This window comes from Enterococcus sp. FDAARGOS_375 (assembly GCF_002393265.1).
Classification (GTDB): Bacteria; Bacillota; Bacilli; order Lactobacillales; family Enterococcaceae; genus Enterococcus_D; species Enterococcus_D innesii.
In genome coordinates, this window is record NZ_CP023515.1 from 1,672,110 (window position 1) to 1,697,256 (window position 25,147).

The window sequence follows — 25,147 nt, forward strand, 5'->3', positions numbered from 1 at the left end:
GGCAGCTGTCATGCTCTTTTTATAGGAATCAACGAAGGAAGGTCGCTTTTTTAGTGCGTTTACGTTATAATGATTTCAGTTAATATGTTAACAAGTTAAGTAGAGGATAAACATGCGTCTGCAAGAGAACAAACAACGCTTGATCCTGTTAGGAGAAAAAGTGACCGATGTGTGGTTAGCGGATAAAATCACCGCGTGCATCCAACAGATCGAAAAAAATAGTCAGCGCTTTGGCACACAGTTTCCTTCAGCCTGTGCCACCAATGGCAAATATCGGCTGAAAGGCAACGATGATTGGACCAATGGCTTTTGGACGGGGATGTTGTGGCTCGCCTATGAGTGGACCAAAGAAAAGAACTTTTTGACTCGAGCTATGGAGAATATCGACAGTTTTCAAACGCGCTTAGACGACCATTTTGTATTAGATCATCATGATATTGGATTTTTATATAGCTTATCCGCCGGTGCGGGCTACAAGATCACTGGCGATGAACACTGCAAGCAAGAAGTCATTCAAGCAGCAGATGTTTTGTTGGCACGGTTTCAAGAAAAGGGGGAATTTATTCAAGCTTGGGGCACTTATGGCGACCCACAAGAATACCGCTTGATTATTGATTCGCTACTGAACTTGCCGCTTTTATTTGCAGCAACCCAATTGTCGGGAAAGACTCGCTATGCAGAGGCCGCGAGTAAGCATTATCAGACAGTCCGAAATACCGTCATCAAAAATGACGCCACCACCTTTCATACGTATTATTTCGATCCTGAAACGGGGCAGCCAAGTCACGGTGCGACGCATCAAGGAAACAGCGACCAATCGATTTGGGCACGAGGGCAAAGCTGGGCGATTTTAGGGCTTCCTTTGAATGAAAGCTACCTGCATAGTCAGCCTTTTCCAGAAAATTATCCGCAGATCGTGGAGGTATTTTTGGCTCATTTGCCAGCAGATTTGGTGCCGTATTGGGACTTTGATTTTAACGACCAACATCCTGCTGAAAAAGACAGCTCAGCTTTAGCGATCGCGGCTTGTGGCTTGTTGGAAGCAGAGAAAATGGAGGCATATCCTGATGCCCAAAAAATCGCTAAAGGGATGCTTTACCAATTAGGCGAGCAGTATGCAGTGAGCCAAGTGCCAGAAAATGAAGGCTTATTGCTGCATGGTGTGTATGCTCATGCGGAAGGCAAAGGCATCGATGAACCCAATCTTTGGGGAGACTATTTCTATTTAGAAGGATTGATCCGATTGGCATTGCCTAATTGGCAAAGATACTGGTAAAGGGGAAGACGACATGCGAACGTTTGAGATAAAAGAAGATTTTTTGTTAGATGGAAAACCAATCAAATTGATCAGCGGAGCGATCCATTATTTCCGCATGACACCGGCGCAATGGACAGATAGCCTCTACAATCTAAAAGCACTGGGAGCCAACACAGTTGAGACCTACATTCCTTGGAATCTCCACGAACCTCGTGAAGGAGTCTACGACTTTGAAGGAATGAAAGACATCTGTGCTTTTGTAAAGCAAGCCCAAGCGCTAAGCTTGATGGTCATTTTGCGGCCTTCCGTCTACATTTGTGCTGAATGGGAATTTGGCGGGTTGCCAGCTTGGCTGTTAAACGAACCGATGCGGTTGCGCTCAACCGACCCACGCTTCATGGCAAAGGTGCGTAACTATTTCCAGGTCTTGCTCCCAAAGCTTGTGCCGTTGCAGATCACCCATGGGGGACCAGTGATCATGATGCAGGTGGAAAATGAGTATGGCTCTTATGGAATGGAAAAAGCATATTTGCGCCAGACCAAAGAGTTGATGGAAGAATGCGGCATCGATGTACCCTTGTTTACTTCAGATGGGGCATGGGAAGAAGTCTTGGACGCTGGGACATTGATTGAAGACGACGTCTTTGTCACAGGAAATTTCGGCAGTCGTTCCAAGGAAAATGCGGCTGTGATGAAAGAGTTTATGGCAAAACATGGCAAAAACTGGCCCATCATGTGCATGGAATATTGGGATGGCTGGTTCAACCGCTGGGGCGAGCCGATCATCAAGCGAGACGGTCAAGACTTAGCCAATGAAGTCAAAGAGATGTTAGCAGTCGGTTCCTTGAATCTTTACATGTTCCATGGAGGCACGAACTTTGGTTTTTCCAATGGCTGTTCGGCTCGGGGGGCGCTGGATCTACCACAAGTGTCCAGCTATGATTACGATGCTTTACTGACAGAAGCAGGAGAACCTACCGACAAATACTATCAGGTACAAAAAGCCATAAAAGAAGCCTGTCCCGAAGTGTGGCAAGCCAAACCACGGACCAAGCAATTAGCGGCATTAGGAACCTTTCCCATCGAAAACAGTGTCTCGTTATTGGCCATCAAAGATCAGCTGATGGCACCGCAAGAAAACATGTATCCACTAACAATGGAAGCTGCCAGTACAGGCTACGGCTATTTGCTCTATTCGGTTCAGTTAAAAAACTATCATCGAGAAAACAAATTAAAAGTGGTAGAAGCTAGCGATCGGCTGCATATTTTTACCGACGGCCAATTACAGGCGATCCAATACCAAGAGACGCTAGGCGAGGAGCTATTGATCCAAGGGGCACCAGATAAAGAAACCATCGAGCTAGATGTCTTAGTTGAAAACTTAGGGCGCGTGAACTACGGGTTTAAATTGAATGGGCCTACACAAGCCAAAGGCATCCGTGGGGGCATCATGCAAGATATTCATTTCCACCAAGGCTATCGTCATTACCCAGTGACGCTTTCCGCAGAGCAGCTGCAAGACATCGATTATCAAGCAGGAAAAAATCCGACACACCCCTCCTTTTATCAAACGACCTTCAGGCTGACAGAGGTAGGAGATACGTTTATCGATTGCCGTGGGTATGGCAAAGGCGTCGTTATCGTCAATGGCATCAATCTTGGTCGCTATTGGCAACGTGGCCCCGTGCATTCCTTATACTGTCCAAAAGAATTTTTGAAAAAAGGCAGCAACGAAGTCGTGGTATTTGAAACCGATGGCGTTGAGATCAAGGAACTCGTTTTCTGTGATCAACCTGTCGTGTAATAAAAAAATAGAAGTAGAGACCCAAATTTACGCGGGCTCTACTTCTATTTTTGTTTTGAAATATTTCCAGTGCTTGTAGCTGACGATGTATTCAGCGACACTTCCATCTGCCAAATAGGAGTGCTTGACTTGTTTGACCGCAGGCTCTCGGAAGCTCAGTTGCAATAAGTTCAACAATTCAGCGTCATCAGGAAAGACGATTTCGTTGGTTTCAACAGATGCCAATGAGAAAAGGTCGATCGCAAAGTCTTTTCGGACCCGCTCATAAACACTAGCATATCGGTTGAGGTTTTTGGCGATCGGTTCTTTCATCAGCTTCTTCGGCAAATGAGTGATGTGAACCAAGAAAGGAACGTCGCCAAAATAGCGGACTCGTTTGATTCGGTAGTAGGAAGCACTGGCAGCCAATCCTAATTCTTTCAAAATCTCTGGGTCATTTCCTTCTTCCACCGCAAGGACCTTGACCTTTTCTTGGTCCAGTGAATGCAGCTCAATGTCGGAAAACTTCACACTCTGAGATACTTTTGCTTTTGAAACAAAGGTCCCTTTGCCTTGGATGCGATACAGATAGCCAGCACTCGTCAATTCATTCAACGCTTTGACTGCCGTGATCGAACTAACAGAATACATCCGCTTGATATCCGCCTCTGAATAAAACTTATCCCCAGGAATGAATTTATGGTCTTTGATTTCTTGTAAAAGATCTTGCTTGATCTGCTCATACTTTGGCAACACAGTGGTTTCCCTCCATTCCATATGAATACATCAAGCATAACATGTTAAATCCTTTCCTGCCACTTAATTAGTGTAGAAAATTCGTTGTTTTCCAGTCTGTATAGGCCTGAAAAATAAAATTCAATATGTTAATATATTAGGTTTACGAATAGCTTGCCATGTGGTATAGTATGCTTACAAGAAACATAACATGTTAAGTGGGGCGACCTGCGGAGTAGGAGGGAAATTAGTGGAAAACATTGTATTGATCAGTCATGGCGGCATGGCAGAAGGGGTCAAAAGCAGTCTGGAGATGATCGTAGGCCAGCAAGCAAACGTTCACACCGTTTCATTACGACCAGATAGTGACAATCTGCAATTTGAGAAAGAATTGAACGAGAAAATGAAAGCCCTTAACGGTTCAACATTGATTATTGCGGATCTATTAGGAGGAACCCCGTGCAACGTTGCAGTCAAGAATTATTTAGAGGATGACGAAGTGGCGATTTTCGCTGGAATGACATTGTCCGTAGTGATCGAGGCAGTCGTCAATCAACGAGCGACGATCAAAGAGCTGCTTTGCTTAGCCAAAGAAAACATCGTTGATGTCAAAGCAGGGATGAACCAAGCAGAACAAGAAATTTTAGAAGAAAAGCAAGAGGAATTAGGGGATTACAGTGCGTATGCTGGGCAAGAAAATATCGTCAATAGTCGGATCGATGAGCGCTTGATCCATGGACAAGTCGCCGGTATCTGGTCCACCAGTTTAAACACGCAACGGATCATCGTGGCCAATGATGAAGCCGCCGCAGACCCATTACAAAAATCTTCTTTACGAATGGCAGCGCCAACTTCGATGCGACTTTCCGTCCTTCCAGTGGCAACGGCAGCCAAAAATATTCGTGCCGGTCGTTATGGCAAGCAACGGTTGTTTTTGCTTTTCAAAAATCCCCAAGATGTTTTGCGTTATATTGAAGCAGATGGACCGATCAAAGCGATCAACGTCGGCAACATGAGCTACAAAGATGGTGCACGGGAAGTAACCAAAAGTATTCAAGTGCTGCCAGAAGAAGAACCAATCTTTGAAGCGATCGCCGCAAAAGGCATCACCGTCACGGCACAGCTTGTATCCAATGAACCATCGATCGACTTTATGAAGAAATTACGAGGATAAACCAGGCAGGGATTGAATCGAGGAGAATATGTAGCGGAAGATTTGTCAAAAAACGAGTATTTTTCACAATTTATCTGAGGCGACATAACGATCGATAACCAGCCAGTTAAGACTCGTTCATACAATTAGGAGGAAAATTCATGCATTTAGCAGCGTATCAAATCATTCTTATTACTGTTTATGCTTTTATTGCTATTAATGATTCACTTATTTCCAATACGTTGACCCAACCAGCGATCGCCGGAATGATTTCTGGAATGATCATGGGGGACTTAAAGACCGGTTTGATGGTCGGTGGTACCTTACAGTTGATGCGTTTGGGGATCGCCGCATTTGGTGGTGCATCCGTCCCGGATTATTTTACCGGCGCAGTACTGGGAACAGCGTTTGCCGTGATCTCAGGAAACGGCGCGGAATATGGCATCGGCTTAGCAGTTCCAGTGTCCTTGCTGATGCTGCAACTGGATGTCGTGGCTCGTTTTTGTAACGTATTTCTACTACACCGGATCGATAGAGCCATCGACAACATGCAAGTTAAACGAATCCCACGGTTAGTTTTATCGGGTTCTTTCTTGTGGGGATTGTCACGGGCGATTCCGATTTTATTGATGCTTTTAGCTGGAGATGCAGTCGTTACGACGATTACCGATAACACACCAGAATGGCTAATGACTGGACTAAAAACCGCTGGTGGCGTCTTGCCAGTCGTCGGGGTAGCGATCTTATTGCGCTACTTGCCAACAAAGCACTACATTCCTTATTTGTTATTAGGCTTCTTTTTAGCTGCGTATCTGCAAGTCCCAATGCTCGGCGTTTCCATCATTGGGCTCGTAGCAGCAATGTTAGTCTTTAAACGTGATAGCGAAAAAGGCACGGTTGCAACGGCAGCTGCCGGAGATTTTGAAGGAGGATATGATGGCGATGAGTGATCAAAAACTGACAAAAAAAGAGCTGAATACCATTAGCTGGCGCTATATTTTGGCAAGCCAATTAAACTGGAACTATGAGCGAATGATGAGTTCAGGCTACCTTTACGGCATCCTGCCCGTCTTGAAAAAATTCTATGGCCATGATGAAACCCAGCTGCAAGATATGCTGCGAACCCATAATCAGTTTTTTAATACTAATGCGATCTTTGGGAACTTGATCATGGGGATCGATGTCGCGATTGAAGAACAAGACGGACACAAAGCCAAAGAAACGATCATCGCCTTGAAAACGGCCTTGATGGGTTCCTTAGCCGGTGTCGGTGACTCCTTGTTCCACGTGATTTGGGGAACGATCTTTGGTTCTGTTACTGGCACATTGGCACAAAACGGTTCCGTCGTTGGTTGTGTCATCTGGATCATCGCCAACATCGCGTTACTTTTTGGTCGGGCAGCGTTGCTTCCCCTAGGTTACAAACAAGGGGTCAAATTAGTGACGACCTTGAAAGACAAATTATCTGCCTTCACCAATGCCGCAACCGTTTTAGGGGTCACAGTGATTGGTGCCTTGATTCCCTCTGTGGTTAAAGCAACTGTTCCTTTTTTCTATAAAAAAGACGGCGTCGAATTAGTGATCCAAGACACGTTGGATGCCATCTTGCCATCCCTTGTATCTATCTTGCTCGTCTTGCTGACCTACTGGATGTTAGGCCAAAAGAAACTAAATTCCACTCGAGTAATTTGGATCATCTTGATCTTGTCGATCGTTTTGAGTGCGTTTGGTATTTTGGGTTAGGATTAGCAGTAACAACTGATAGATAAGAATATGTAAATATAAAAAGAGTGTGGAATATTTTTCCGCACTCTTTTTTTATAAAATAATTTATACGTTTTTACTCGTAAAGAATTTAATTCAATCGGAAACATAGAAAAAAATAAAATTGGTCATTCCCTTTTTGCTCGTCTACTAATATTTTGATGTGTATTGAATATCTATTGGACAGAATCAAAATAAAAAAAGACAGAAACCCTTGATACAGAGGGGTTCTGTCTTTTTGAAGATTATTCCCACTCCACAGTAGCAGGTGGTTTGCTCGTAATATCGTACACGATCCGGTTGACGTGTGCGACTTCGTTGACGATGCGGACGCTGATTTTTTGTAGGACTTCCCATGGGATGCGGGCAAAGTCAGCGGTCATGCCATCGATTGAAGTGACTGCACGGATGCCGACGGTATAATCGTAGGTCCGGCCATCACCCATGACACCGACGGAGCGGATGCCTGGTAAGACGGTGAAGTATTGCCAAATGTCGCGGTCTAAGCCGGCATTTGCGATTTCTTCCCGCAAGATTGCGTCTGAGTCGCGGACGATCGTTAGTTTTTCTTCTGTCAATTCGCCAAGGACACGAATGCCTAGACCTGGTCCAGGGAATGGTTGGCGCCATACGATGCTGTCTGGCATGCCAAGTTGGGTCCCTAATTCACGGACTTCGTCTTTGAACAAGGTGTTCAATGGTTCGATCAATTTGAATTGCATGTCTTCAGGTAAACCACCCACATTGTGGTGTGATTTGATGGTTTGAGCAGTCTCAGTTCCTGATTCGATGACGTCGGTATAAAGGGTTCCTTGGGCAAGGAAAGAAACGCCTTCTTCGCCAGCTAGTTTGGTTGCTTCATCATCGAAGACGTACACGAATTCATTTCCGATGATCTTGCGTTTTTCTTCAGGATCAGAAACCCCCGCAAGTTTCGATAGGAAACGTTCTTTGGCATCAACTTTGATGATGTTCAAGCCGAACTTGCCGCCTAAGCTTTCCATTACTTGCTCGGCTTCGCCTTTACGCAAGAGTCCGTGGTCAACAAAAATACAAGTCAGTTGATCGCCGATCGCTTTTTGTAAAAGAACACCAACGACAGAAGAATCGACCCCGCCTGAAAGACCAAGCAAGACTTTTTTGTCGCCCACTTGTTCGCGGATTTTTGCGATTTCCATATCGATGAAGTTGTCCATTGTCCAATCACCTGTACATTGACAGACGTCAATGGCAAAGTGACGCAATAAGTCGTTGCCGTATTCTGAATGGCGAACTTCTGCGTGGAATTGGATACCGTACATTTTGCGCTCGGCATCTTGGATAGAAGCGATCGGACAATCTTTGCTCGTTGCCACGACATCAAAGCCTGCAGGTGCTTGAGTGACCAAATCCCCGTGGCTCATCCACACGGTTTGGGTTGCGGGCGTGTTTTGGAAAAGGGCCGCTGCATCAGAAGTGACTTCCAATTCTGCTTTGCCGTATTCACGGTTTTTGGCAGGTTCAACTGTTCCGCCTAATTTATAAGTAATCAACTGCATGCCGTAACAGATCCCTAAAACTGGGATGCCTAAATCAAAAATTTTCTCGTCGATGCCGAAAGAGTTCTCGTCGTAGACGCTGTTTGGTCCGCCAGATAAGATGATTCCTTTTGGATTCATCGCTTTTACTTCTTCAGCGGTAATGCGGTGGCTCAATAATTCTGAGAAAACACCGAACTCACGAATACGGCGTGTAATCAGCTGGTTGTACTGACTACCGTAATCAAGTACGATAATTTTTTCGACGTTTGGCAAAGTGTCAACGTTTGTCACAATAAATTACCTCAATTCTTTTAGTTTTTATTGAAAAAAGGCTGGGCCTTTTCAACAGCATAATTATAAAAATGAAGCGGTCAATACTTGCGCAAGAACACTTCATCGATCAAATGGTGCTTTGTTTTATGAAGAATTATATCGGCTCTGCTGCGTGTAGGCAAGATATACTCGTGTAAATTCTTTAAATTCACATTTTTCCATACTTCTTTTGCCATTTTAATCGCTTCCTTGCGATCCCCGATCGCATATTGGTAATAATAATTGCTGGGATCTTGAAAGGCAGTGTCTAGTAATGATTCAAATCTTTCCAAATACCATTTTTCGATCAGTGCTGGTTGGGCATCCACGAAAATTGAAAAATCAAAAAAGTCACTGATATAGATTTGTTGGTTGGCAGGCAGCTGCAGGGTATTGATGCCTTCCACGATCAAGATATCTGGTTGACTGATCGTTTCATACGTATCAGGAATAATATTGTAGACTTCATGGGAGTAGACGGGGATCTGAATGTCTGGTTCTCCTGACTTGACCGCATTCAAAAAGTTGATCAAGGCTTCCATGTCATAACTTTCTGGAAATCCTTTGCGATTCAAGCTGCCGCGTTCCTCCAAGACTTCGTTCGGGTACAAAAAGCCGTCAGTGGTGATCAGTTGGACGGTTCTGCGGGGAAACAAACGGGCCAACAAATTTTGGACGAGCCGTGCGGTGGTGCTTTTGCCGACGGCGACACTTCCGGCGATGCCGATGATAAACGGCGGCATTTTGACGTAGCGGTGTAAAAAGAGTCCCTTGCTGAGGGTCAATGATTCAAACTCTTTCATATAAAGATGGATCAGATGGCATAAAGGCACGTAAACATCTTCCACATCTTGGACCGAGATCCGGTCGTTCAAACTTTTGATATTATCCAATTCTTCTTGAGTGAAAGGCATCATGCCGTTCGTATAAAACCCTTGCCATTGCTCACGAGGAATTTGATAAAAATTCATGGTTTCTTGCATAGTAGGCTCCTTTTTTGCGGCATCATCGGTTTCTCTTAGAAGCGATAGGCCACTGTTCGAAAGTATTTTACCATAGAAACCCGCGGAACTTGGAAAAAAGACATGATTTCCTTTGCAGAAACAACAAAAAACTGTTTTTTCGTTGTTTTTTTTGCTGGGCGTTTACTTCTGGCTGTTTTTCGGTATGATTAGAAAGAAGCAGCAGGCAAATCTTGCACGGCTTTTTTACTGGTGTTTTCACTACGTTCACTCGTTCTAATAGAAGAAACAAGGAAAAACCAGTAGAAGCCAGTAGAAAAAACAGGCGAAGAGGGAATAGAAGAAAGGAGCATAAACATGAGTAATCATTACTATACAGAAAATCCTGATACGGCCCATGATTTTGAACAGTGGTCGTTTGAATTAAGAGGAAAGAACTTTCATTTTGTGACAGATAGCGGGGTGTTTTCCCGTGACACGGTGGACTACGGCTCGCGGGTGCTGATCGATGCGTTTGAGTGGGCGGAGCTGCCAGAAGGAAGCCTGCTAGACGTTGGGTGTGGCTATGGTCCTGTTGGTTTAGCGTTGGCTTATGCAAGTCAGCGGCCTGTCGAGATGATCGATATCAATCAGCGGGCAGTGGATTTGGCAAAAGGCAATGCCCAGCGAAACGGCATTGAACAGGTAGATATCCATCAATCCAATATCTATGCCCAATTAAATCAACCTGCTTATGCGGCGATCCTCAGCAATCCACCGATTCGGGCAGGAAAAGAAGTCGTCCATGAGATTTTGACAGGGGCGTTTCCGCTACTAAAAACAGGGGGAACTTTAACGATCGTGATCCAAAAGAAACAAGGGGCGCCGAGTGCTCAAAAGAAAATGCAAGAGACCTTTGGCAATGCTGAAATCATCAAAAAAGACAAAGGCTATTACATCATTCAAAGCGTAAAAGAAGCGTAGCTGCTCTTTGATTCTCAACAGATCAAAGGCATCGCCAAGGCAAGTGTTGGTTAGCAGCAACTGGGCAGTTGGTTTCTCAAAAAGCCTGTTGTCAGCAGCCTTTCAAGCAATCGCAGCGTTGGTTAATCACCTGTCTGTATCGTCAGGCTATTTTTGATCAACGAAAAAGAAAGTCGCACACTTGTTGAAAGTGTGCTATTTTTTTTGAGAAAAATTTGCTACACTTTAGGCAAGAGAGGAGAGAAGCAGATGAAATTGACGATTAAACAGATTGCTGAAATGGCTGGCGTCTCTGTCACGACCGTGTCGCAGATCCTAAACAATAAAGGCAGCCGGTTTAGTGAAGAAACCCGAAAGCGGGTCTTAGATATCGTAAATAAATATCACTATAAGCCGGATTTTTTTGCTTCGAATCTTATCAACCGCCATTCAAAAACGATCGGAATGATCGTGCCTGATGTGACGGATTTCTTTTTCTCTAAAGTCATTGAAGGGGCGGAAAGTTATTTCAATCCACTAGGTTACATGCTAGTGTTATGCAATTCGCGCCACAGCCAAGAAAAAGAAGTTCAATATTTGAATGAACTGTCTCATCGTTCGGTAGATGGCATCTTATTAGCGACGCCGCATTTGCTGCCAGAGGATTATTCCTTGAAGAGCGGGTTCTTTGATGACCGACCAATTATTTTAGTCGATCGTGGGATCAATCAGCGGGACAATGGTCGTTTGATCGTGAAAGAATACGAAGGGGCCTACCAAGCCGTCAGCTATTTGATCAAGAATGGTCACCGCAACATTGCGATGCTCAAAGAAATCACCGGCTACTATCAATTAGAGGAACGGTTCAATGGCTATCACCATGCCTTAAAAGATCATCAGATCCCTTTTAAAGGCCGATATGTAGAAAATGCTGAATTAACGGTTACTGGTGGGTACGAAGCAACGAAGGAATTATTGAAGTACAAAGAGATCACAGCGTTCTTCTGCGGCAACGATGCCATGGCGATCGGCTGTTATCAAGCGATTTATGAGGCGGGCAAAAAAGTACCGGAAGACTACTCGGTGATCGGCTTTGATGCCTTGAAATTATCGGAATACATCACACCACCGCTTACCACGGTCATGCAGCCGACCTTTGAGATCGGTTTTACCGCAGCGAAGTTTTTAGTGGACGCCATTGAGTTTCCGACACGGCGAATTCCAAATAAGATTTTTGATACAAAATTAATTATTCGTGAGAGCGTGAAGACATTGACAAGCGAGAAATAATGCGGTATATTTCTTCTTGTAAGTGTTTTCATAGTTTTGCGATATTTAGTAAACTGTTTTACTAAAGTGGTTTACCCTACGAAAAATTATTGTATAATGTTAAAGGAAGCGAGGGTCATTTCGATGCGAATGGTGGATTTAATTGAAAAGAAACGTGACGGCAAGTCATTGACGAAGGAAGAAATTGACTACATTGTAACTGCGTATACTGAAGGAAGTATTCCAGATTATCAAATGAGTGCCTTGTTGATGGCTATTTTTTATGTAGATATGACAGATGAAGAGATCACGAACTTAACGTTAGCAATGGCAAATTCTGGCGAAGTGATCGACCTATCCTCAATTGAAGGAATCAAAGTCGATAAGCATTCGACTGGCGGTGTTGGTGATACGACCACATTGATCCTAGCGCCATTAGTGGCTAGTGTTGGCGTACCGGTTGCGAAAATGTCTGGCCGCGGCTTAGGCTATACTGGTGGGACGTTAGACAAGCTTGAAGCGATCCCTGGATTTAAAATCGAGCTTTCTGAAGCCGACTTTATCCGATTAGTCAACGAAAGCAAAGTGGCCGTGATTGGCCAATCAGGAGATTTAGCTCCTGCGGACAAAAAACTGTATGCCTTACGAGATGTGACGGCAACGGTTAGTTCGATCCCATTGATTGCCAGCTCGATCATGAGTAAAAAAATCGCGGCAGGTGCCGATGCGATCGTGTTAGATGTAACCACAGGCGATGGCGCCTTTATGAAAAACTTGGAGGATGCCAAACGCTTAGCCCAAACGATGGTCCGTATCGGAAAATTGGCAAATCGCCAAACGATGGCAGTCATTTCTGATATGTCACAACCTCTAGGGGAAGCGATCGGGAACAGTTTGGAAGTGGTGGAAGCTATTGAGACACTGCAAGGAAAAGGACCGAAAGACTTGGAAGAAATGTGCTATGCACTGGGCAGCCAAATGGTGGTTTTAGCGAAAAAAGCTGATTCATTGGAAGAAGCACGCCAACTGTTGGAAGAAGCCTTGCATTCAGGCAAAGCGTTAGAAAAATTCAGACAGATGATCACAGATCAAGGTGGAGACGCTTCAGTGATCGATGACCCGAGCAAGATTTTGACAGCGAAATATGAAGTGGAAGTCCCAGCGAAAACTAGTGGCGTGGTGACGAAATTAGTTGCCAATGAGCTAGGGATCGCGGCGATGATGTTAGGAGCGGGTCGTAAGACCAAAGACGAAGACATCGACCATGCCGTGGGTATTAAATTGCATAAGAAAGTTGGCGAATCCGTAACTGAAGGAGAATCGCTGTTGACGATCTATAGCAATACCGAAGCAATCGAGGATGTCAAAGCATTGATCGACCAAAATATTGAAATTGGGGAAGATGGCGCAGAACCGCCATTGATCCATGACATTATTACAGAATAAGGAGCGAATAAAAATGGAATTGAATCGCATGATCGACCACACGATTTTGAAAGCAGACGCAACGGAGGAAGATGTTTTACGAATCATCGAAGAGGCAAAAACCTATCACTTCTATTCTGTCTGCATCAATCCAACGTGGGTTTCATTAGCAGCAGAAAAATTACAAGGCGAACCAACGGCTGTTTGTACCGTGATCGGTTTTCCTTTAGGAGCAAACACATCTGAGGTCAAAGCTTATGAAACAACAGATGCGATCAAAAACGGCGCAGATGAAGTCGATATGGTAATCAACGTAGGTGCCTTGAAATCAAAACAATACAAAAAAGTTCAAGCAGACATCGAAGCAGTCGTTGAAGCGGCCAAAGACAAAGCGCTTGTCAAAGTAATCATTGAAACAGCGTTATTAGACAACGAAGAAATCGTCAAAGCCTGTGAATTAGCCAAAGCAGCTGGGGCAGATTTCGTGAAAACCTCAACTGGCTTTTCAACTGGTGGGGCAGTCGTTGAAGATGTTCGCTTGATGCGTGAAACAGTAGGACCAGAAATGGGTGTCAAAGCTTCTGGTGGTATCCACAACGAAGCAGAAGCTGCAGCTATGGTCGAAGCGGGCGCAAACCGCTTAGGAACAAGCGCAAGTGTTGCTATCGTGACTGGCTCAACAGGTGCTGGCTACTAGGCCTAGCATCAAGTAGCAAAAAATAAAAATAAGAGCGGGGAAGACAATGACAATAGCGAAAAAAGAGTGGATCGACACCGCCGTTTCCGCCTTAGATAAAGCGTATGTGCCGTACTCTAAGTTTCCGGTCGGTGCTTGTCTCGTTGCCAAAAATGGTACGATATATCAAGGAATCAACATTGAAAATGCCTCATATGGCTTAACAAATTGCGCAGAACGAACCGCTTTTTTCAAAGCCGTTTCTGAAGGCGAAAAAGAGTTTCAACATTTGGTTGTGGCGGGTCATACGCCAGAACCGATCTCTCCTTGCGGTGCTTGCCGCCAGGTCATGGTGGAATTTTGTGCGCCAGATATGCCGGTGACCTTAGTCGGCGATGATGGTGTCATCAAAGAAACCACGGTAGAAGGCCTATTGCCTTATTACTTCACGAACAAAGATTTATAAACCATGTTCATTCAGTCGATGCGGCTGTTGAAAAAAACTATATTTTTAGGGGGCTTTACAGCAATGAAAAAAGCAAAATTATTTAGTTTAGGTATTGTTGCAGTAGCTGGGTTGACTTTACTTGGTGCTTGTGGCGGAGGAAATTCAGGTTCAACTGATTCAACTGGCGGCGGTTCTGCAGACGGTACGACTGATGCAGCGCATAGTGTCGCAATCGTTACCGATATCGGTGGGGTGGATGACCGTTCATTCAACCAATCAGCGTGGGAAGGCTTAGAAGCATGGGGTGAGGAACACGGGATCGCTCGCGGTGCTGGTGGTTATGACTACGTGCAATCAAATGAAGCTTCAGAATACACAACCAACGTAAATGGTGCCGTTCAAAATGGTTTCAAAACAGTTTTCGGTGTAGGTTACTTATTGAAAGATTCAATCGCAGCAGCAGCTGACCAAAACCCTGATACACAATTCGGGATCATCGATGATGTGATCGAAGGCAAAGACAACGTCGTTTCAGCAACATTTAAAGATAACGAAGCAGCTTACTTAGCTGGTTTTGCCGCAGCGTATACAACCAAAACAAACAAAGTCGGCTTCATCGGTGGTGAAGAAGGCGTCGTTATCGACCGTTTCGAAGCTGGTTTCATGAAGGGCGTTCAAGACGCAGCTGAAAAATTAGGCAAAGAAATCACGGTTGATCCTCAATATGCAGCATCATTTGGTGATCCTGCTAAAGGGAAAGCATTGGCAGCTTCAATGTACCAAAGTGGCGTTGACGTAATCTTCCACGCATCTGGTGGTACTGGTGCAGGTGTCTTCCAAGAAGCAAAAGCAATCAATGAACAATTGAACGAAGCAGACCTAGAAGACAAAAAAGTTTGGGTCATCGGTGTGGATAGCGATCAACAAGACGAAGGAAAATACACAACTGCTGACGGCAAAGAAGATAACTTCACATTGGCTTCAACATTGAAAGGTGTTGGCGCAGCGGTACAAGATATCTCAACTCGTGCGTTAGAAGACAACTTCCCTGGCGGCGAACACATTGTTTACGGCTTGAAAGATGGCGGTGTAGACATTACTGAAGGGTTCCTTTCAGATGATGCCAAAGCAGCGATCGAAACAGCGAAACAAGACGTGATCGACGGCAAAGTAGAAGTACCAGAAACACCTGAAAAATAAAGTTGTGCTTTTCGGTTATCTTGCCCTAGTTTAGGGCAAGATGATCGTCATTGGATTACTATGTTGATGAAAGCTACGGGTTTTCATGAGGATAGTAATCATCCTAAGCAATAGCAATTATTTTTTTGACATGACGAATGGTTTGTATAAGCGAATTAGAAAGTAAGGATGTGAGTAATTTGGCTGAGGAAAAATATGTTGTAGAAATGCGTCATATCACCAAAGAGTTTGGAACGTTCAAAGCCAATGACGATGTCAACTTGCAAGTAAGGCCAGGAGAAATCCACGCATTGCTTGGTGAAAATGGAGCGGGCAAGTCGACCTTGATGAATATGCTGTCAGGATTATTGGAACCAACATCTGGTGAAATCTGGATGAATGGTGAAAAAGTGAATATCACGAGTCCGACCGCAGCAAACAAATTGGGGATCGGGATGGTGCATCAGCATTTCATGCTGGTAGACGCCTTTACTGTGACAGAAAATATCATTTTGGGTAGCGAACCCCATCATCTCGGTGTGTTAGATCGCAAGAAAGCCCGCAAAGAAATCAAAAAAGTTTCTGAACAATATGGTTTATCGGTTGATCCAGATGCTTATGTGCGTGACATCTCTGTTGGGATGGAGCAACGGGTAGAGATCTTGAAGACTCTTTACCGCGGCGCAGATGTACTGATTTTTGATGAACCAACGGCAGTTTTGACACCGCAAGAAATCGAAGAGCTGATCGAAATCATGCGCGGATTGGTGCGTGAAGGGAAATCGATCATCTTGATCACCCACAAACTGGATGAGATCAAAGCGGTGGCAGACCGTTGTACAGTTATCCGTCGGGGACAAGGGATCGGCACTGTCAATGTCAAAGACGTCAGCTCGCAACAGTTGGCCGATATGATGGTTGGTCGTTCTGTGTCCTTCAAGACACCGAAGAAAGAAGCGTCACCAAAAGAAGTCGTGCTTTCTGTTGAAAACTTAGTCGTAAAAGAAAACCGTGGCTTAGAAGCAGTCAAAAACTTAAGCTTAGAAGTACGTGCAGGTGAAGTATTGGGGATTGCTGGGATCGATGGCAATGGGCAATCAGAGCTGTTACAAGCCATCACTGGTTTACGGAAAGTCGAAAGCGGCAAGGTCTTGCTGAATGGTGATGACATCACTAACTTCAAGCCTCGGAAAGTCACCGAAGCCGGCGTTGGTCATGTGCCAGAAGACCGCCACAAATACGGACTTGTCTTGGATATGATGTTATCAGAAAACATCGCCTTGCAAACCTACTACAAAAAACCTTTGAGTAATGCAGGTGTCTTGGATTACGGAGAGATCAACGAGTTTGCTCGTGATTTGATTCAAGAATTTGACGTACGAACAGTCAACGAGATCGTACCAGCACGGGCATTGTCCGGCGGGAATCAACAAAAAGCGATCATCGCACGAGAAATCAGCCGCGATCCTGATCTATTGATCGTTGCCAATCCGACCCGTGGGTTGGATGTTGGAGCGATCGAATTTATCCACAAACGCTTGATTGAACAGCGGGATAAATTCAAAGCGGTGTTGTTAGTCAGCTTTGAATTAGATGAAATTTTGAATGTATCAGACCGCATTGCTGTTATTCATGCTGGTGAGATCGTTGGGGTCGTTGATCCGAAAGAAACATCAGAGAAAGAGCTTGGCTTGTTGATGGCAGGGTACTCCTTGGAGGAAGCAAGACGAGAGCTGCAAATGGAGGAAGTAGGTGGTTCGGTTGAATAACCGCAAAGAAAAGATCCGCAATATATTAGTGCCGATCATCGCTGTCTTGTTGGGATTCGTCCTTGGCGGGATCATCATGGCGGCCTTCGGCTACAGCCCAATCACAGGGTATACACAAATGTTTCGGACCGTTTTTATCAACGGACAAACAGGTGGGTTAAATGCCCGCAACATTGGTGAGATTTTTGTTACAGCAGGACCATTGATCTTTACCGCTCTGGGGTTTGCCGTTGCAAACTCAGCCGGATTCTTCAATATCGGTCTTTCTGGTCAAGCGCTAGCAGGTTGGGTTGCCAGTATCTGGGTCGCACTAGCGATGCCAGATGCGCCTCGGTTGGTGGTCTTGCCATTAGCCGTGATCGTAGGGGCTTTATGCGGGGCGATCGCAGCTGCGATTCCTGGTTTCCTACGGGCATTCTTTGGAACAAGTGAAGTCATCGTGACGATCATGATGAACTATATCTTGCTTTATACGGGGAACCATTTAGTCAATAATGTGATGAGCGAATCCATGATCACGACAAAAGGGGTCACAAAAATGGTGGGGGAAAATGCCTCCATGCAGACGCCGTTTCTAGCAAGCATCACGAGCAACTCTCGCTTGAACTTAGGGATCTTCTTAGCCTTGATCTTCTTAGTTTTGGTTTGGTTCTTGATGAAAAAAACCACTCTTGGTTATGAAATCCGCGCGGTGGGCTTGAACCCAAGCGCTTCTGAATATGCGGGGATGAGCAGCAAACGGACGATCATTATCTCCATGATCATCTCTGGAACGCTTGCTGGATTAGGTGGAGTCGTTCAAGGACTAGGAACGTTTGAAAACTTCTTCGTTCAAGGGTCATCATTGAGCATCGGGTTTGACGGTATGGCTGTATCCTTGTTAGGAAGCGGCTCATCGATCGGAATCTTGCTTTCAGCCCTCTTGTTCAGTATTTTGAAATTAGGTGGACAAGGCATGCAGTTTGCAGGTATTCCATCTGAATTAGTCGATGTCAATATCGCAATTATTATTTTCTTCGTAGCGATCAGCTTTGTGATTCGTTTCTTGTTGGCAAAAATCTTTGACGGCAAAAAAGAAGCGCTGGTCGTACAGGAGATTGAAGCCCAACCAAACGATCAAGATCAGGAAGGAGGAACCATCTAATGGATATTAGTTTAATTTCTTCGATCGTCACTCAAACATTGATTTATGCGTCTCCTCTGATTTTGACGGCGCTAGGTGGCGTGTTCTCAGAGCGCAGCGGGATCGTTAACGTGGGTCTTGAAGGAATCATGGTTATGGGTGCTTTTAGCTCGATTGTTTTCAATATTGAATTTGCGTCACAATTTGGTGCGTGGACACCGTGGTTAGGGATGCTCGTCGGCGGACTTGTCGGTGTGGTTTTCTCCTTGCTGCATGCGGTGGCAACCATCAACTTCCGTGCCGATCATATCATCAGTGGTACGGTGATGAACTTGATGGCACCAGCTTTGGCCGTGTTCTTAGTCAAAGCGATCTACAACAAAGGGCAAACGGATAACATCCAACGGACATTGGGGTATTTCAATTTCCCGATTCTTAAAGATATTCCTATCATTGGCCCGATTTTCTTTAATCAAACATTCTTGCCGGCGTACTTCGCTATTTTGATCTCAGTGATCGCGTGGTTCGTGATTTTCAAAACACGCTTTGGGTTGCGTCTTCGTTCTGTCGGTGAGCATCCACAAGCAGCGGATACCTTAGGGATCAATGTTTACGTGATGCGCTACTCAGGTGTCTTGATCTCTGGTTTCCTTGGCGGGATGGGCGGTGCCTTGTTTGCTCAATCGATCGCGGGTCGCTTTGCCGTGACAACGATCGCCGGTCAAGGGTTTATCTCGATGGCTGCGATGATCTTTGGTAAATGGAATCCACTTGGTGCGATGGGAGCTGCGATTTTCTTCGGTTTTGCGCAAAACATCAGTATCGTAGGTGGCCAACTGCCAATCATCTCTTCCATTCCAGCGGTTTACTTACAAGCTGCGCCTTATGCCTTGACGATCATCGTGCTCGTTCTTTTCCTTGGAAAAGCCGCTGGTCCGAAAGCTAACGGGAAGAACTACATTAAATCTAAATAATTTTTCAGTATGAAAGGGTGGGGCTATGGGACATGAATGTGTTGCTGTGTCCTGCCCTTTTTCTATCCTCTGGGTGAAAGGAACGCATCAGGAAATTTCCAAAGCAACCCAGCGCAATTTTTGCTTAAGTTTAGTATGATAGAGGTAGTAGATCCGCTTGTAAAAGCATAAAATAAAGAAAGTAGGGAATAGAATGTTTAAACGTGTACACTTGATCGTGATGGATTCAGTCGGAATTGGTGAAGCACCTGATGCGGCAGCTTTTGGTGATGTCGGTTCAGATACGTTAGGCCATATTGCAAAAGAAGCAGGCTTGACGATCCCTCACTTGGAACAATTAGGCCTAGGGACGATCCGTCCTTTAGAAGGCGTGAAGGCGGTAGCTGACCATGATGGGTATGCAACCAAATTGGAAGAAGTTTCCGTTGGGAAAGATACGATGACGGGACACTGGGAGATCATGGGCTTGAATATCCAAAAACCTTTCCGCGTATTTCCCGATGGGTTTCCCGATGAATTGTTGCAACAGATCGAAGCGTTCTCTGGACGTAAAATCGTCTGCAATGCGCCGTACTCAGGGACAGCAGTCATTGATGATTTCGGCGAACATCAAATGAAGACAGGCGATCTGATCGTTTACACCTCGGCTGACCCAGTGTTGCAGATCGCTGCGCATGAGGAAATCATTCCATTAGAAGAATTGTATCGTATTTGTCAGTACGTTCGGGACATCACGAAAGATGAGCCATATATGATCGGGCGCATCATCGCGCGTCCGTATGTCGGTGAGCCTGGAAACTTTACTCGTACGAGCAATCGTCATGACTACGCACTCGATCCATTTGGCCATACAGTATTAGATTCCTTGAAAGAAGCTGGAAAAGACGTGATCGCCGTTGGGAAGATCAATGATATCTTCAACGGACAAGGAATCACCGATTCTGTACGGACGAAGAGCAACATGGACGGTGTGGATCAGTTACTGAAGGTGATGAAACAAGACTTTACGGGTCTAAGCTTTACGAACTTGGTCGACTTCGATGCGCTTTATGGTCACCGTCGCGATGTCGTAGGGTATGCCCATGCCATTGAAGATTTTGATTTGCGTATTCCAGAACTTTTAGAAGCAATGGGAGACGAGGATCTGTTGTTGATCACAGCTGACCACGGCAATGACCCAACCTTTACGGGAACGGATCACACGAGAGAATATGTGCCATTATTAGCGTACAGCAAGAAATTCCAAGGCCAAGGCAAATTGCCACAAGGCTACTATGCGGATATTTCCGCAACGATCGCTGAAAACTTTGGTGTTTCAGCTACAGAAAACGGAACAAGCTTTTTACAACATTTAAACTAGAGGTGATGAAATGACAACGTTACATGAGAAATTACAAGAAACAACGGCATTTATCCAAGAAAGCGGCGTCGGTGAAGTGGAATTTGGGTTGATTTTAGGATCTGGCTTAGGTGAACTAGCCGATGAGATCGAAAACCCAATCGTGTTGCCTTACAACGATATCCCGCATTTTCCTGTTTCGACAGTGGTCGGTCATGCAGGACAATTGGTCTATGGAACATTAGCTGGGAAAAAAGTCTTAGCGATGCAAGGACGATTCCATTATTATGAAGGCCATTCGATGCAGACGGTCACTTACCCCGTCCGTGTGATGGCGGCATTGAAAGCTCACTCTTTAGTCGTGACCAATGCCTGTGGCGGCGTAAACGAAAGCTTCCAGCCTGGAGACTTGATGTTGATCACCGATCAAATCAACTTTATGGGGGATAACCCACTGATTGGTGAAAACGAAGAAGAAATGGGTCCGCGTTTCCCAGATATGAGCCAAGCCTACCATTTGCCTTATCGAGAAGCGGCACAAAAAGTTGGTGCATCAAAAGGATTGCACTTAAAAGAAGGCGTTTATATGGGCTTCTCAGGTCCTACGTATGAAACGCCAGCAGAGATCCGCTTTGCTCGGACGATCGGTGCCGATGCTGTCGGTATGTCGACTGTCCCAGAAGTGATCGTTGCTGTACACAGTGGCTTGAAAGTCTTAGGTGTTTCTTGTATCACAAACTTGGCTGCTGGTATGCAAGCGAGCTTGAATCATGAAGAAGTCGTGGAAACGACGGAACGGGTCAAGGCAGAATTTAAAGCGTTGATCAAAGAAACGTTAGCAGTACTATAAAAAGCAGACCAAAGGAGAAAAACGAATGAGCGTTCATATCGAAGCAAAAGCAGGCGAGATCGCAGACAAAATCTTGTTACCAGGTGATCCACTGCGGGCAAAATATATTGCTGAAACATTTTTAGAAGACCCGATCTGTTACAACAATGTTCGGGGGATGCTGGGCTATACAGGCGTTTATAAGGGCGAGCGGGTCTCTGTCCAAGGAACTGGCATGGGCATGCCTTCAGCGAGCATCTATGCCCATGAATTGATCAACTCTTACGGCGTGAAGAAATTGATTCGGGTCGGTACGTGTGGTGCCATCTCAAAAGATGTCCACGTGCGTGATCTTGTGATTGCCCAAGCGGCAGCAACAAGTTCATCGATGGTGGCAAAAAACTTCCAAAGTTTCCATTTCCCACCAATCGCTGACTTTGCACTGCTGCGTAAAGCTTATGATACAGCGATTGAATCAGGATTTACGACCCACGTCGGCAACATCTTATCTGAAGATACCTTCTACAAAGATGACATGACGGAAACCTTACAGTTGGCAGACCTTGGGGTGATGGGTGTTGAGATGGAAGCCGCAGCCTTATACTATTTAGGGGCGAAATTCCACGTTCAAACCTTAGCGATCTGTACCGTCAGCGACCACATCATCACTGGAGAAGAAACAACGCCAGAAGAAAGACAAACGACGTTTAACGACATGATCAAAGTTGGCTTAGAAACAGCGATCGCGTAAAAAAGATACCACAGGATCGGTGCATGAACGATACGAAGGCTGCTTGCTTTTGATAGAGCAAGCAGCCAAATCGTATTGGTTTGCATGCAACCGAGAATGTGTTATCTTTTTTTGTTGGCAAAAAGCCACGAAGAAGCGTTGCACTTTTGCCAGAAAATGGTTTAATGAAAAGAAAAGGTGTAAAAAGGAGACGAGACAATGAATAATTTTACGTTTCATGTAACGACGGACATTCGTTTTGGGAAAGACCGTCTGAACGAGCTGCCAGAAGTACTGAATACATTTGGAAAAAACGTCTTGCTAGTCTATGGTGGCGGCAGTATCAAGAAAAACGGTTTGTACGATTCAGTCATGGCGCAATTGACTGCCAACGGCAATCAAGTCACTGAATTGACTGGTGTCGATCCAAATCCACGAATCGAAACCGTTCGGCAAGGAGCCGCTCTTTGTCGTTCAGAAAAGATCGACGTCATTTTAGCTGTTGGGGGCGGTTCTGTCATTGATTGCAGCAAAGTGATCGCCGGGGCGGCTTGCAGTGAGCAAGAGCCTTGGGACTTAGTGCTTTCCCGCAGCTATCAAGGACCAGCGATTCCATTAGTAACGATCTTGACCCTTGCGGCTACCGGCAGTGAAATGAATCGCGGCGCAGTGATCTCTAATCTAGAAACGAAACAAAAACTTGGCGTTCACGGACCCGAATTTTTACCGAAAGTATCCTTTTTAGATCCAACAACGACTTTTAGTGTCAGTCGCTATCAAACGGCTGCCGGTTCAGCGGATATCATGAGCCATCTGATTGAAAATTATTTCAGTAAAACAGAAGGAACAGATGTCCAAGACGGTGTAGCAGAAGGATTGCTAAAAGCAGTCATTAAAAATCTGCCCATCGCATTAAAGGACCCCACGGACTATGATGCACGGGCGAATTTGATGTGGGCGAGCACCTTAGCCTTGAATGGTTTGACTGGAAACGGCAAAGGTGGAGCATGGTCTTGTCATGCGATGGAGCATGAGTTGAGTGCGTTTTATGACATTACTCATGGCATCGGCTTAGCGATCCTGACCCCACGCTGGATGCTTCATGTATTGAATGAAGAAACGGCGCCGAAATTTGCGCGTTTTGCCAGAGAAGTCTTTGGTGTCCAAGAAGCAGTGCCAGAATTAGCTGCCCGAATGGGGATTCAAAAACTCTATGACTTTTTTGCTTCTTGCGATATTCCGATGACTTTGCCAGAAGTAGGGATCGCCGATGACACCCATTTTGCTGAAATGGCGGCTCAAGCAGTTCAATTCAGCTCGATTGCAACAAATGCGTATGTACCGCTGCAAGAAGAAGACGTGATTGCAATCTACCAAGATTCCTTGACTCCTTCAACCTATCTTTAATCATAAAAAAGACCGTTCCTGCGACTTGGTTGTCGCGGAGCGGTCTGTTTATTTACCCTTCAGAAGAAAAAGCCAAACGGGCCATTAGCTGATTCGCAATCAAGGCGTGTCCTGCAGGAGTGGGGTGCACCCCGTCATCGCCTGTCAGAGCCTGTGGGGAGCTAGCGACGGCTGCTTCGGCAAACAAGCCATCCAGCGGCAGCAGCTGACAATGAAAGGCGGCAGCTAAGTGACGAACGATTTGGATTTTCGGATCAAGATCGATCCGCCAAGTTTGGCGATCCTCAGGATATGGCAAAACAAAAGGTTCCAGCAAGAAAATGCGCGTGATCCCCTGTTGGGTCACTTGTTCCAGAATTTGACGGTAGGTTGCCTCAAAGGACGTTGCCGCAGCTTCTGAACCAAAATCGGGACCACCGGCATTGTGCCACGTGTCGTTGATCCCAATCATAAAGACCAAGACGTCAGGTGCTAATTGAAGGCAATCTTCTTGGAGACGGGCTAAGACGTCGGCAGCTTTGTTGCCGCCGATCCCCCGATTATAAAAGGTAAATCCTGCAGTGGGGAATGTTTCTGCCAGCTGATCGGCAACGAGACGGGCAAACCCATGTCCTAAATCGTGGGGATCTTGGCGATCACGATCGCAATCTGTAATGCTGTCACCTAAAAATAAAACGGTATCATTTTTGACTAGTTTCATAGTAAGCTCCTTTCGAGTACGCCCTCAATTATAAAAGAGGGGGGAGGAAATGCCAATAAAAAAACTGCCCTTTTTTAAAAAAGGGCAGCGATAAGCGAGGCTTATAAGTAGTATTTTTTCGCAACAGTCAAATCATCGTTCAATTCATAAACAAGTGGTTGACCAGTTGGGATCTCAAGATCCATGATATCTTCGTCAGAAATACCTTCGATATGTTTTGCTAATGCACGTAGAGAGTTTCCGTGAGCCGCAACTAAGACAGTTTTGTCGTCTTTTAATGCTGGGGCGATTTCATCTTGCCAGAAAGGCAATGCACGTTCTAAAGTAACTTTTAAGTTTTCTCCACCAGGTACGTCGCGAGGGTCAAGCATTGCATAACGACGGTCGTTTGCAGCAGAACCTTCATCTGAAGCTTCCATCAATGGAGGTAAAACATCGTAAGAACGACGCCAGATGTGTACTTGTTCGTCACCGTATTTTTCAGCAGTTTCTTTTTTATTTAAACCTTGTAATTTACCGTAATGACGTTCGTTTAAGCGCCATGATTTGATCGTTGGTACCCAAAGTTGATCAGAATATTCTAAAATGTAATTACAAGTTTTGATGGCACGAGTTAAAACAGATGTGTAAGCAACGTCAAATTCGATGCCTGCTTCTTTGATTTTACGTCCGCCTTCGATTGCTTCTTCGACACCTTCTGGCGCTAGATCAACATCAGCCCAACCGGTAAACTGGTTTAATTTGTTCCATTCGCTTAGTCCATGACGAGAAAATACTAATTTTGGCATGTAAAACTCTCCTTTAGATATTCGATATTTTTCTGAAATTTTCAATTCCGTATTTATTGTAC

At 45.1% G+C, this 25,147-nt stretch carries 23 protein-coding genes; 18 read left to right on the plus strand and 5 right to left on the minus strand.

What is annotated here, in order from left to right; translation table 11 throughout:
* Nucleotides 1-112: 112 nt before the first annotated feature.
* Entirely contained in the window at nucleotides 113-1,276 is a 1,164-nt protein-coding gene (locus CO692_RS09080) for a glycoside hydrolase family 88 protein (protein WP_096742092.1), read from the plus strand.
* Nucleotides 1,277-1,289: 13 nt separating this feature from the next.
* A complete protein-coding gene (locus CO692_RS09085; RefSeq protein ID WP_096742093.1) occupies nucleotides 1,290-3,062 on the plus strand; it encodes a glycoside hydrolase family 35 protein in 1,773 nt (590 codons plus the stop codon).
* Between the two features lie 27 nt (nucleotides 3,063-3,089).
* Here the strand turns inward: CO692_RS09085 and CO692_RS09090 are convergent, their stop codons facing one another.
* Complete coding sequence (locus CO692_RS09090; RefSeq protein ID WP_060791605.1) at nucleotides 3,090-3,797, minus strand: GntR family transcriptional regulator; 708 nt, start codon at nucleotides 3,795-3,797, stop codon at nucleotides 3,090-3,092.
* Between the two features lie 190 nt (nucleotides 3,798-3,987).
* On the opposite strand from CO692_RS09090, the gene CO692_RS09095 reads away from it, so the two are divergent.
* The 3 genes from CO692_RS09095 (at nucleotide 3,988) to CO692_RS09105 (ending at nucleotide 6,672) form a co-directional block, all read left to right on the plus strand.
* Nucleotides 3,988-4,950: a PTS mannose/fructose/sorbose transporter subunit IIAB gene (locus CO692_RS09095; protein WP_185946535.1), complete on the plus strand. Its 963-nt coding sequence runs from the start codon at nucleotides 3,988-3,990 to the stop codon at nucleotides 4,948-4,950.
* Between the two features lie 140 nt (nucleotides 4,951-5,090).
* Nucleotides 5,091-5,879, plus strand: a complete 789-nt coding sequence (locus CO692_RS09100; protein WP_005226797.1) for a PTS mannose/fructose/sorbose/N-acetylgalactosamine transporter subunit IIC — start codon at nucleotides 5,091-5,093, stop codon at nucleotides 5,877-5,879.
* Nucleotides 5,863-6,672 carry a PTS system mannose/fructose/sorbose family transporter subunit IID gene (locus CO692_RS09105; protein ID WP_096742095.1) on the plus strand — a complete coding sequence of 270 codons (810 nt, stop codon included), beginning with the start codon at nucleotides 5,863-5,865 and terminating at the stop codon, nucleotides 6,670-6,672. Before CO692_RS09100 ends, CO692_RS09105 begins: the two co-directional genes overlap by 17 nt.
* 266 nt (nucleotides 6,673-6,938) lie before the next feature.
* Here the strand turns inward: CO692_RS09105 and guaA are convergent, their stop codons facing one another.
* Together guaA and coaA are read right to left on the minus strand one after the other, a co-directional pair.
* Complete coding sequence (gene guaA / locus CO692_RS09110; protein WP_074934454.1) at nucleotides 6,939-8,504, minus strand: glutamine-hydrolyzing GMP synthase; 1,566 nt, start codon at nucleotides 8,502-8,504, stop codon at nucleotides 6,939-6,941.
* Between the two features lie 80 nt (nucleotides 8,505-8,584).
* Nucleotides 8,585-9,508, minus strand: coding sequence for a type I pantothenate kinase (gene coaA, locus CO692_RS09115; RefSeq protein WP_005226828.1), 924 nt, complete (start codon nucleotides 9,506-9,508; stop codon nucleotides 8,585-8,587).
* 336 nt (nucleotides 9,509-9,844) lie between these two features.
* Here coaA and CO692_RS09125 point away from each other — a divergent pair, with 336 nt between their 5' ends.
* From CO692_RS09125 to CO692_RS09185, 13 genes are all read left to right on the plus strand, one after another.
* Nucleotides 9,845-10,450 carry a class I SAM-dependent methyltransferase gene (locus tag CO692_RS09125; RefSeq protein WP_096742096.1) on the plus strand — a complete coding sequence of 202 codons (606 nt, stop codon included), beginning with the start codon at nucleotides 9,845-9,847 and terminating at the stop codon, nucleotides 10,448-10,450.
* Between the two features lie 249 nt (nucleotides 10,451-10,699).
* On the plus strand, nucleotides 10,700-11,719 hold the full coding sequence (locus CO692_RS09130) for a LacI family DNA-binding transcriptional regulator (RefSeq protein ID WP_096742097.1): 1,020 nt from the start codon (nucleotides 10,700-10,702) through the stop codon (nucleotides 11,717-11,719).
* Nucleotides 11,720-11,842: 123 nt separating this feature from the next.
* Nucleotides 11,843-13,144, plus strand: coding sequence for a pyrimidine-nucleoside phosphorylase (locus tag CO692_RS09135; RefSeq protein ID WP_034878152.1), 1,302 nt, complete (start codon nucleotides 11,843-11,845; stop codon nucleotides 13,142-13,144).
* A 13-nt stretch (nucleotides 13,145-13,157) separates the two neighbouring features.
* Entirely contained in the window at nucleotides 13,158-13,820 is a 663-nt protein-coding gene (gene deoC / locus CO692_RS09140) for a deoxyribose-phosphate aldolase (protein WP_005226835.1), read from the plus strand.
* Between the two features lie 46 nt (nucleotides 13,821-13,866).
* Entirely contained in the window at nucleotides 13,867-14,265 is a 399-nt protein-coding gene (locus CO692_RS09145; RefSeq protein WP_005226837.1) for a cytidine deaminase, read from the plus strand.
* Nucleotides 14,266-14,328: 63 nt separating this feature from the next.
* Nucleotides 14,329-15,447 (plus strand): BMP family lipoprotein, encoded by a 1,119-nt coding sequence (locus CO692_RS09150; RefSeq protein ID WP_015508805.1) that lies wholly within the window; start codon nucleotides 14,329-14,331, stop codon nucleotides 15,445-15,447.
* 137 nt (nucleotides 15,448-15,584) lie between these two features.
* Nucleotides 15,585-17,195, plus strand: a complete 1,611-nt coding sequence (locus tag CO692_RS09155) for an ABC transporter ATP-binding protein (protein ID WP_005232559.1) — start codon at nucleotides 15,585-15,587, stop codon at nucleotides 17,193-17,195.
* A complete protein-coding gene (locus CO692_RS09160) occupies nucleotides 17,188-18,339 on the plus strand; it encodes an ABC transporter permease (protein ID WP_005226844.1) in 1,152 nt (383 codons plus the stop codon). The genes CO692_RS09155 and CO692_RS09160 overlap by 8 nt, the downstream gene beginning before the upstream one ends.
* Nucleotides 18,339-19,292, plus strand: a complete 954-nt coding sequence (locus CO692_RS09165) for an ABC transporter permease (RefSeq protein ID WP_005232556.1) — start codon at nucleotides 18,339-18,341, stop codon at nucleotides 19,290-19,292. The genes CO692_RS09160 and CO692_RS09165 overlap by 1 nt, the downstream gene beginning before the upstream one ends.
* Before the next feature lie 193 nt (nucleotides 19,293-19,485).
* Nucleotides 19,486-20,652, plus strand: coding sequence for a phosphopentomutase (deoB, locus tag CO692_RS09170; protein WP_015508806.1), 1,167 nt, complete (start codon nucleotides 19,486-19,488; stop codon nucleotides 20,650-20,652).
* 10 nt (nucleotides 20,653-20,662) lie between these two features.
* Complete coding sequence (locus tag CO692_RS09175) at nucleotides 20,663-21,481, plus strand: purine-nucleoside phosphorylase (RefSeq protein WP_005226849.1); 819 nt, start codon at nucleotides 20,663-20,665, stop codon at nucleotides 21,479-21,481.
* 25 nt (nucleotides 21,482-21,506) lie between these two features.
* Nucleotides 21,507-22,211: a purine-nucleoside phosphorylase gene (gene deoD, locus CO692_RS09180; protein ID WP_005226852.1), complete on the plus strand. Its 705-nt coding sequence runs from the start codon at nucleotides 21,507-21,509 to the stop codon at nucleotides 22,209-22,211.
* 198 nt (nucleotides 22,212-22,409) lie between these two features.
* Entirely contained in the window at nucleotides 22,410-23,597 is a 1,188-nt protein-coding gene (locus CO692_RS09185) for an iron-containing alcohol dehydrogenase (RefSeq protein ID WP_096742098.1), read from the plus strand.
* A gap of 52 nt (nucleotides 23,598-23,649) precedes the next feature.
* On the opposite strand, the gene CO692_RS09190 is transcribed toward CO692_RS09185, so the two are convergent.
* Nucleotides 23,650-24,297 (minus strand): SGNH/GDSL hydrolase family protein, encoded by a 648-nt coding sequence (locus tag CO692_RS09190; protein WP_096742099.1) that lies wholly within the window; start codon nucleotides 24,295-24,297, stop codon nucleotides 23,650-23,652.
* Nucleotides 24,298-24,398: 101 nt separating this feature from the next.
* The gene (gene gpmA, locus CO692_RS09195; protein ID WP_005226871.1) at nucleotides 24,399-25,085 is read right to left on the minus strand and encodes a 2,3-diphosphoglycerate-dependent phosphoglycerate mutase; all 687 of its coding nucleotides are present in this window, start codon (nucleotides 25,083-25,085) and stop codon (nucleotides 24,399-24,401) included.
* Nucleotides 25,086-25,147 lie beyond the last annotated feature (62 nt).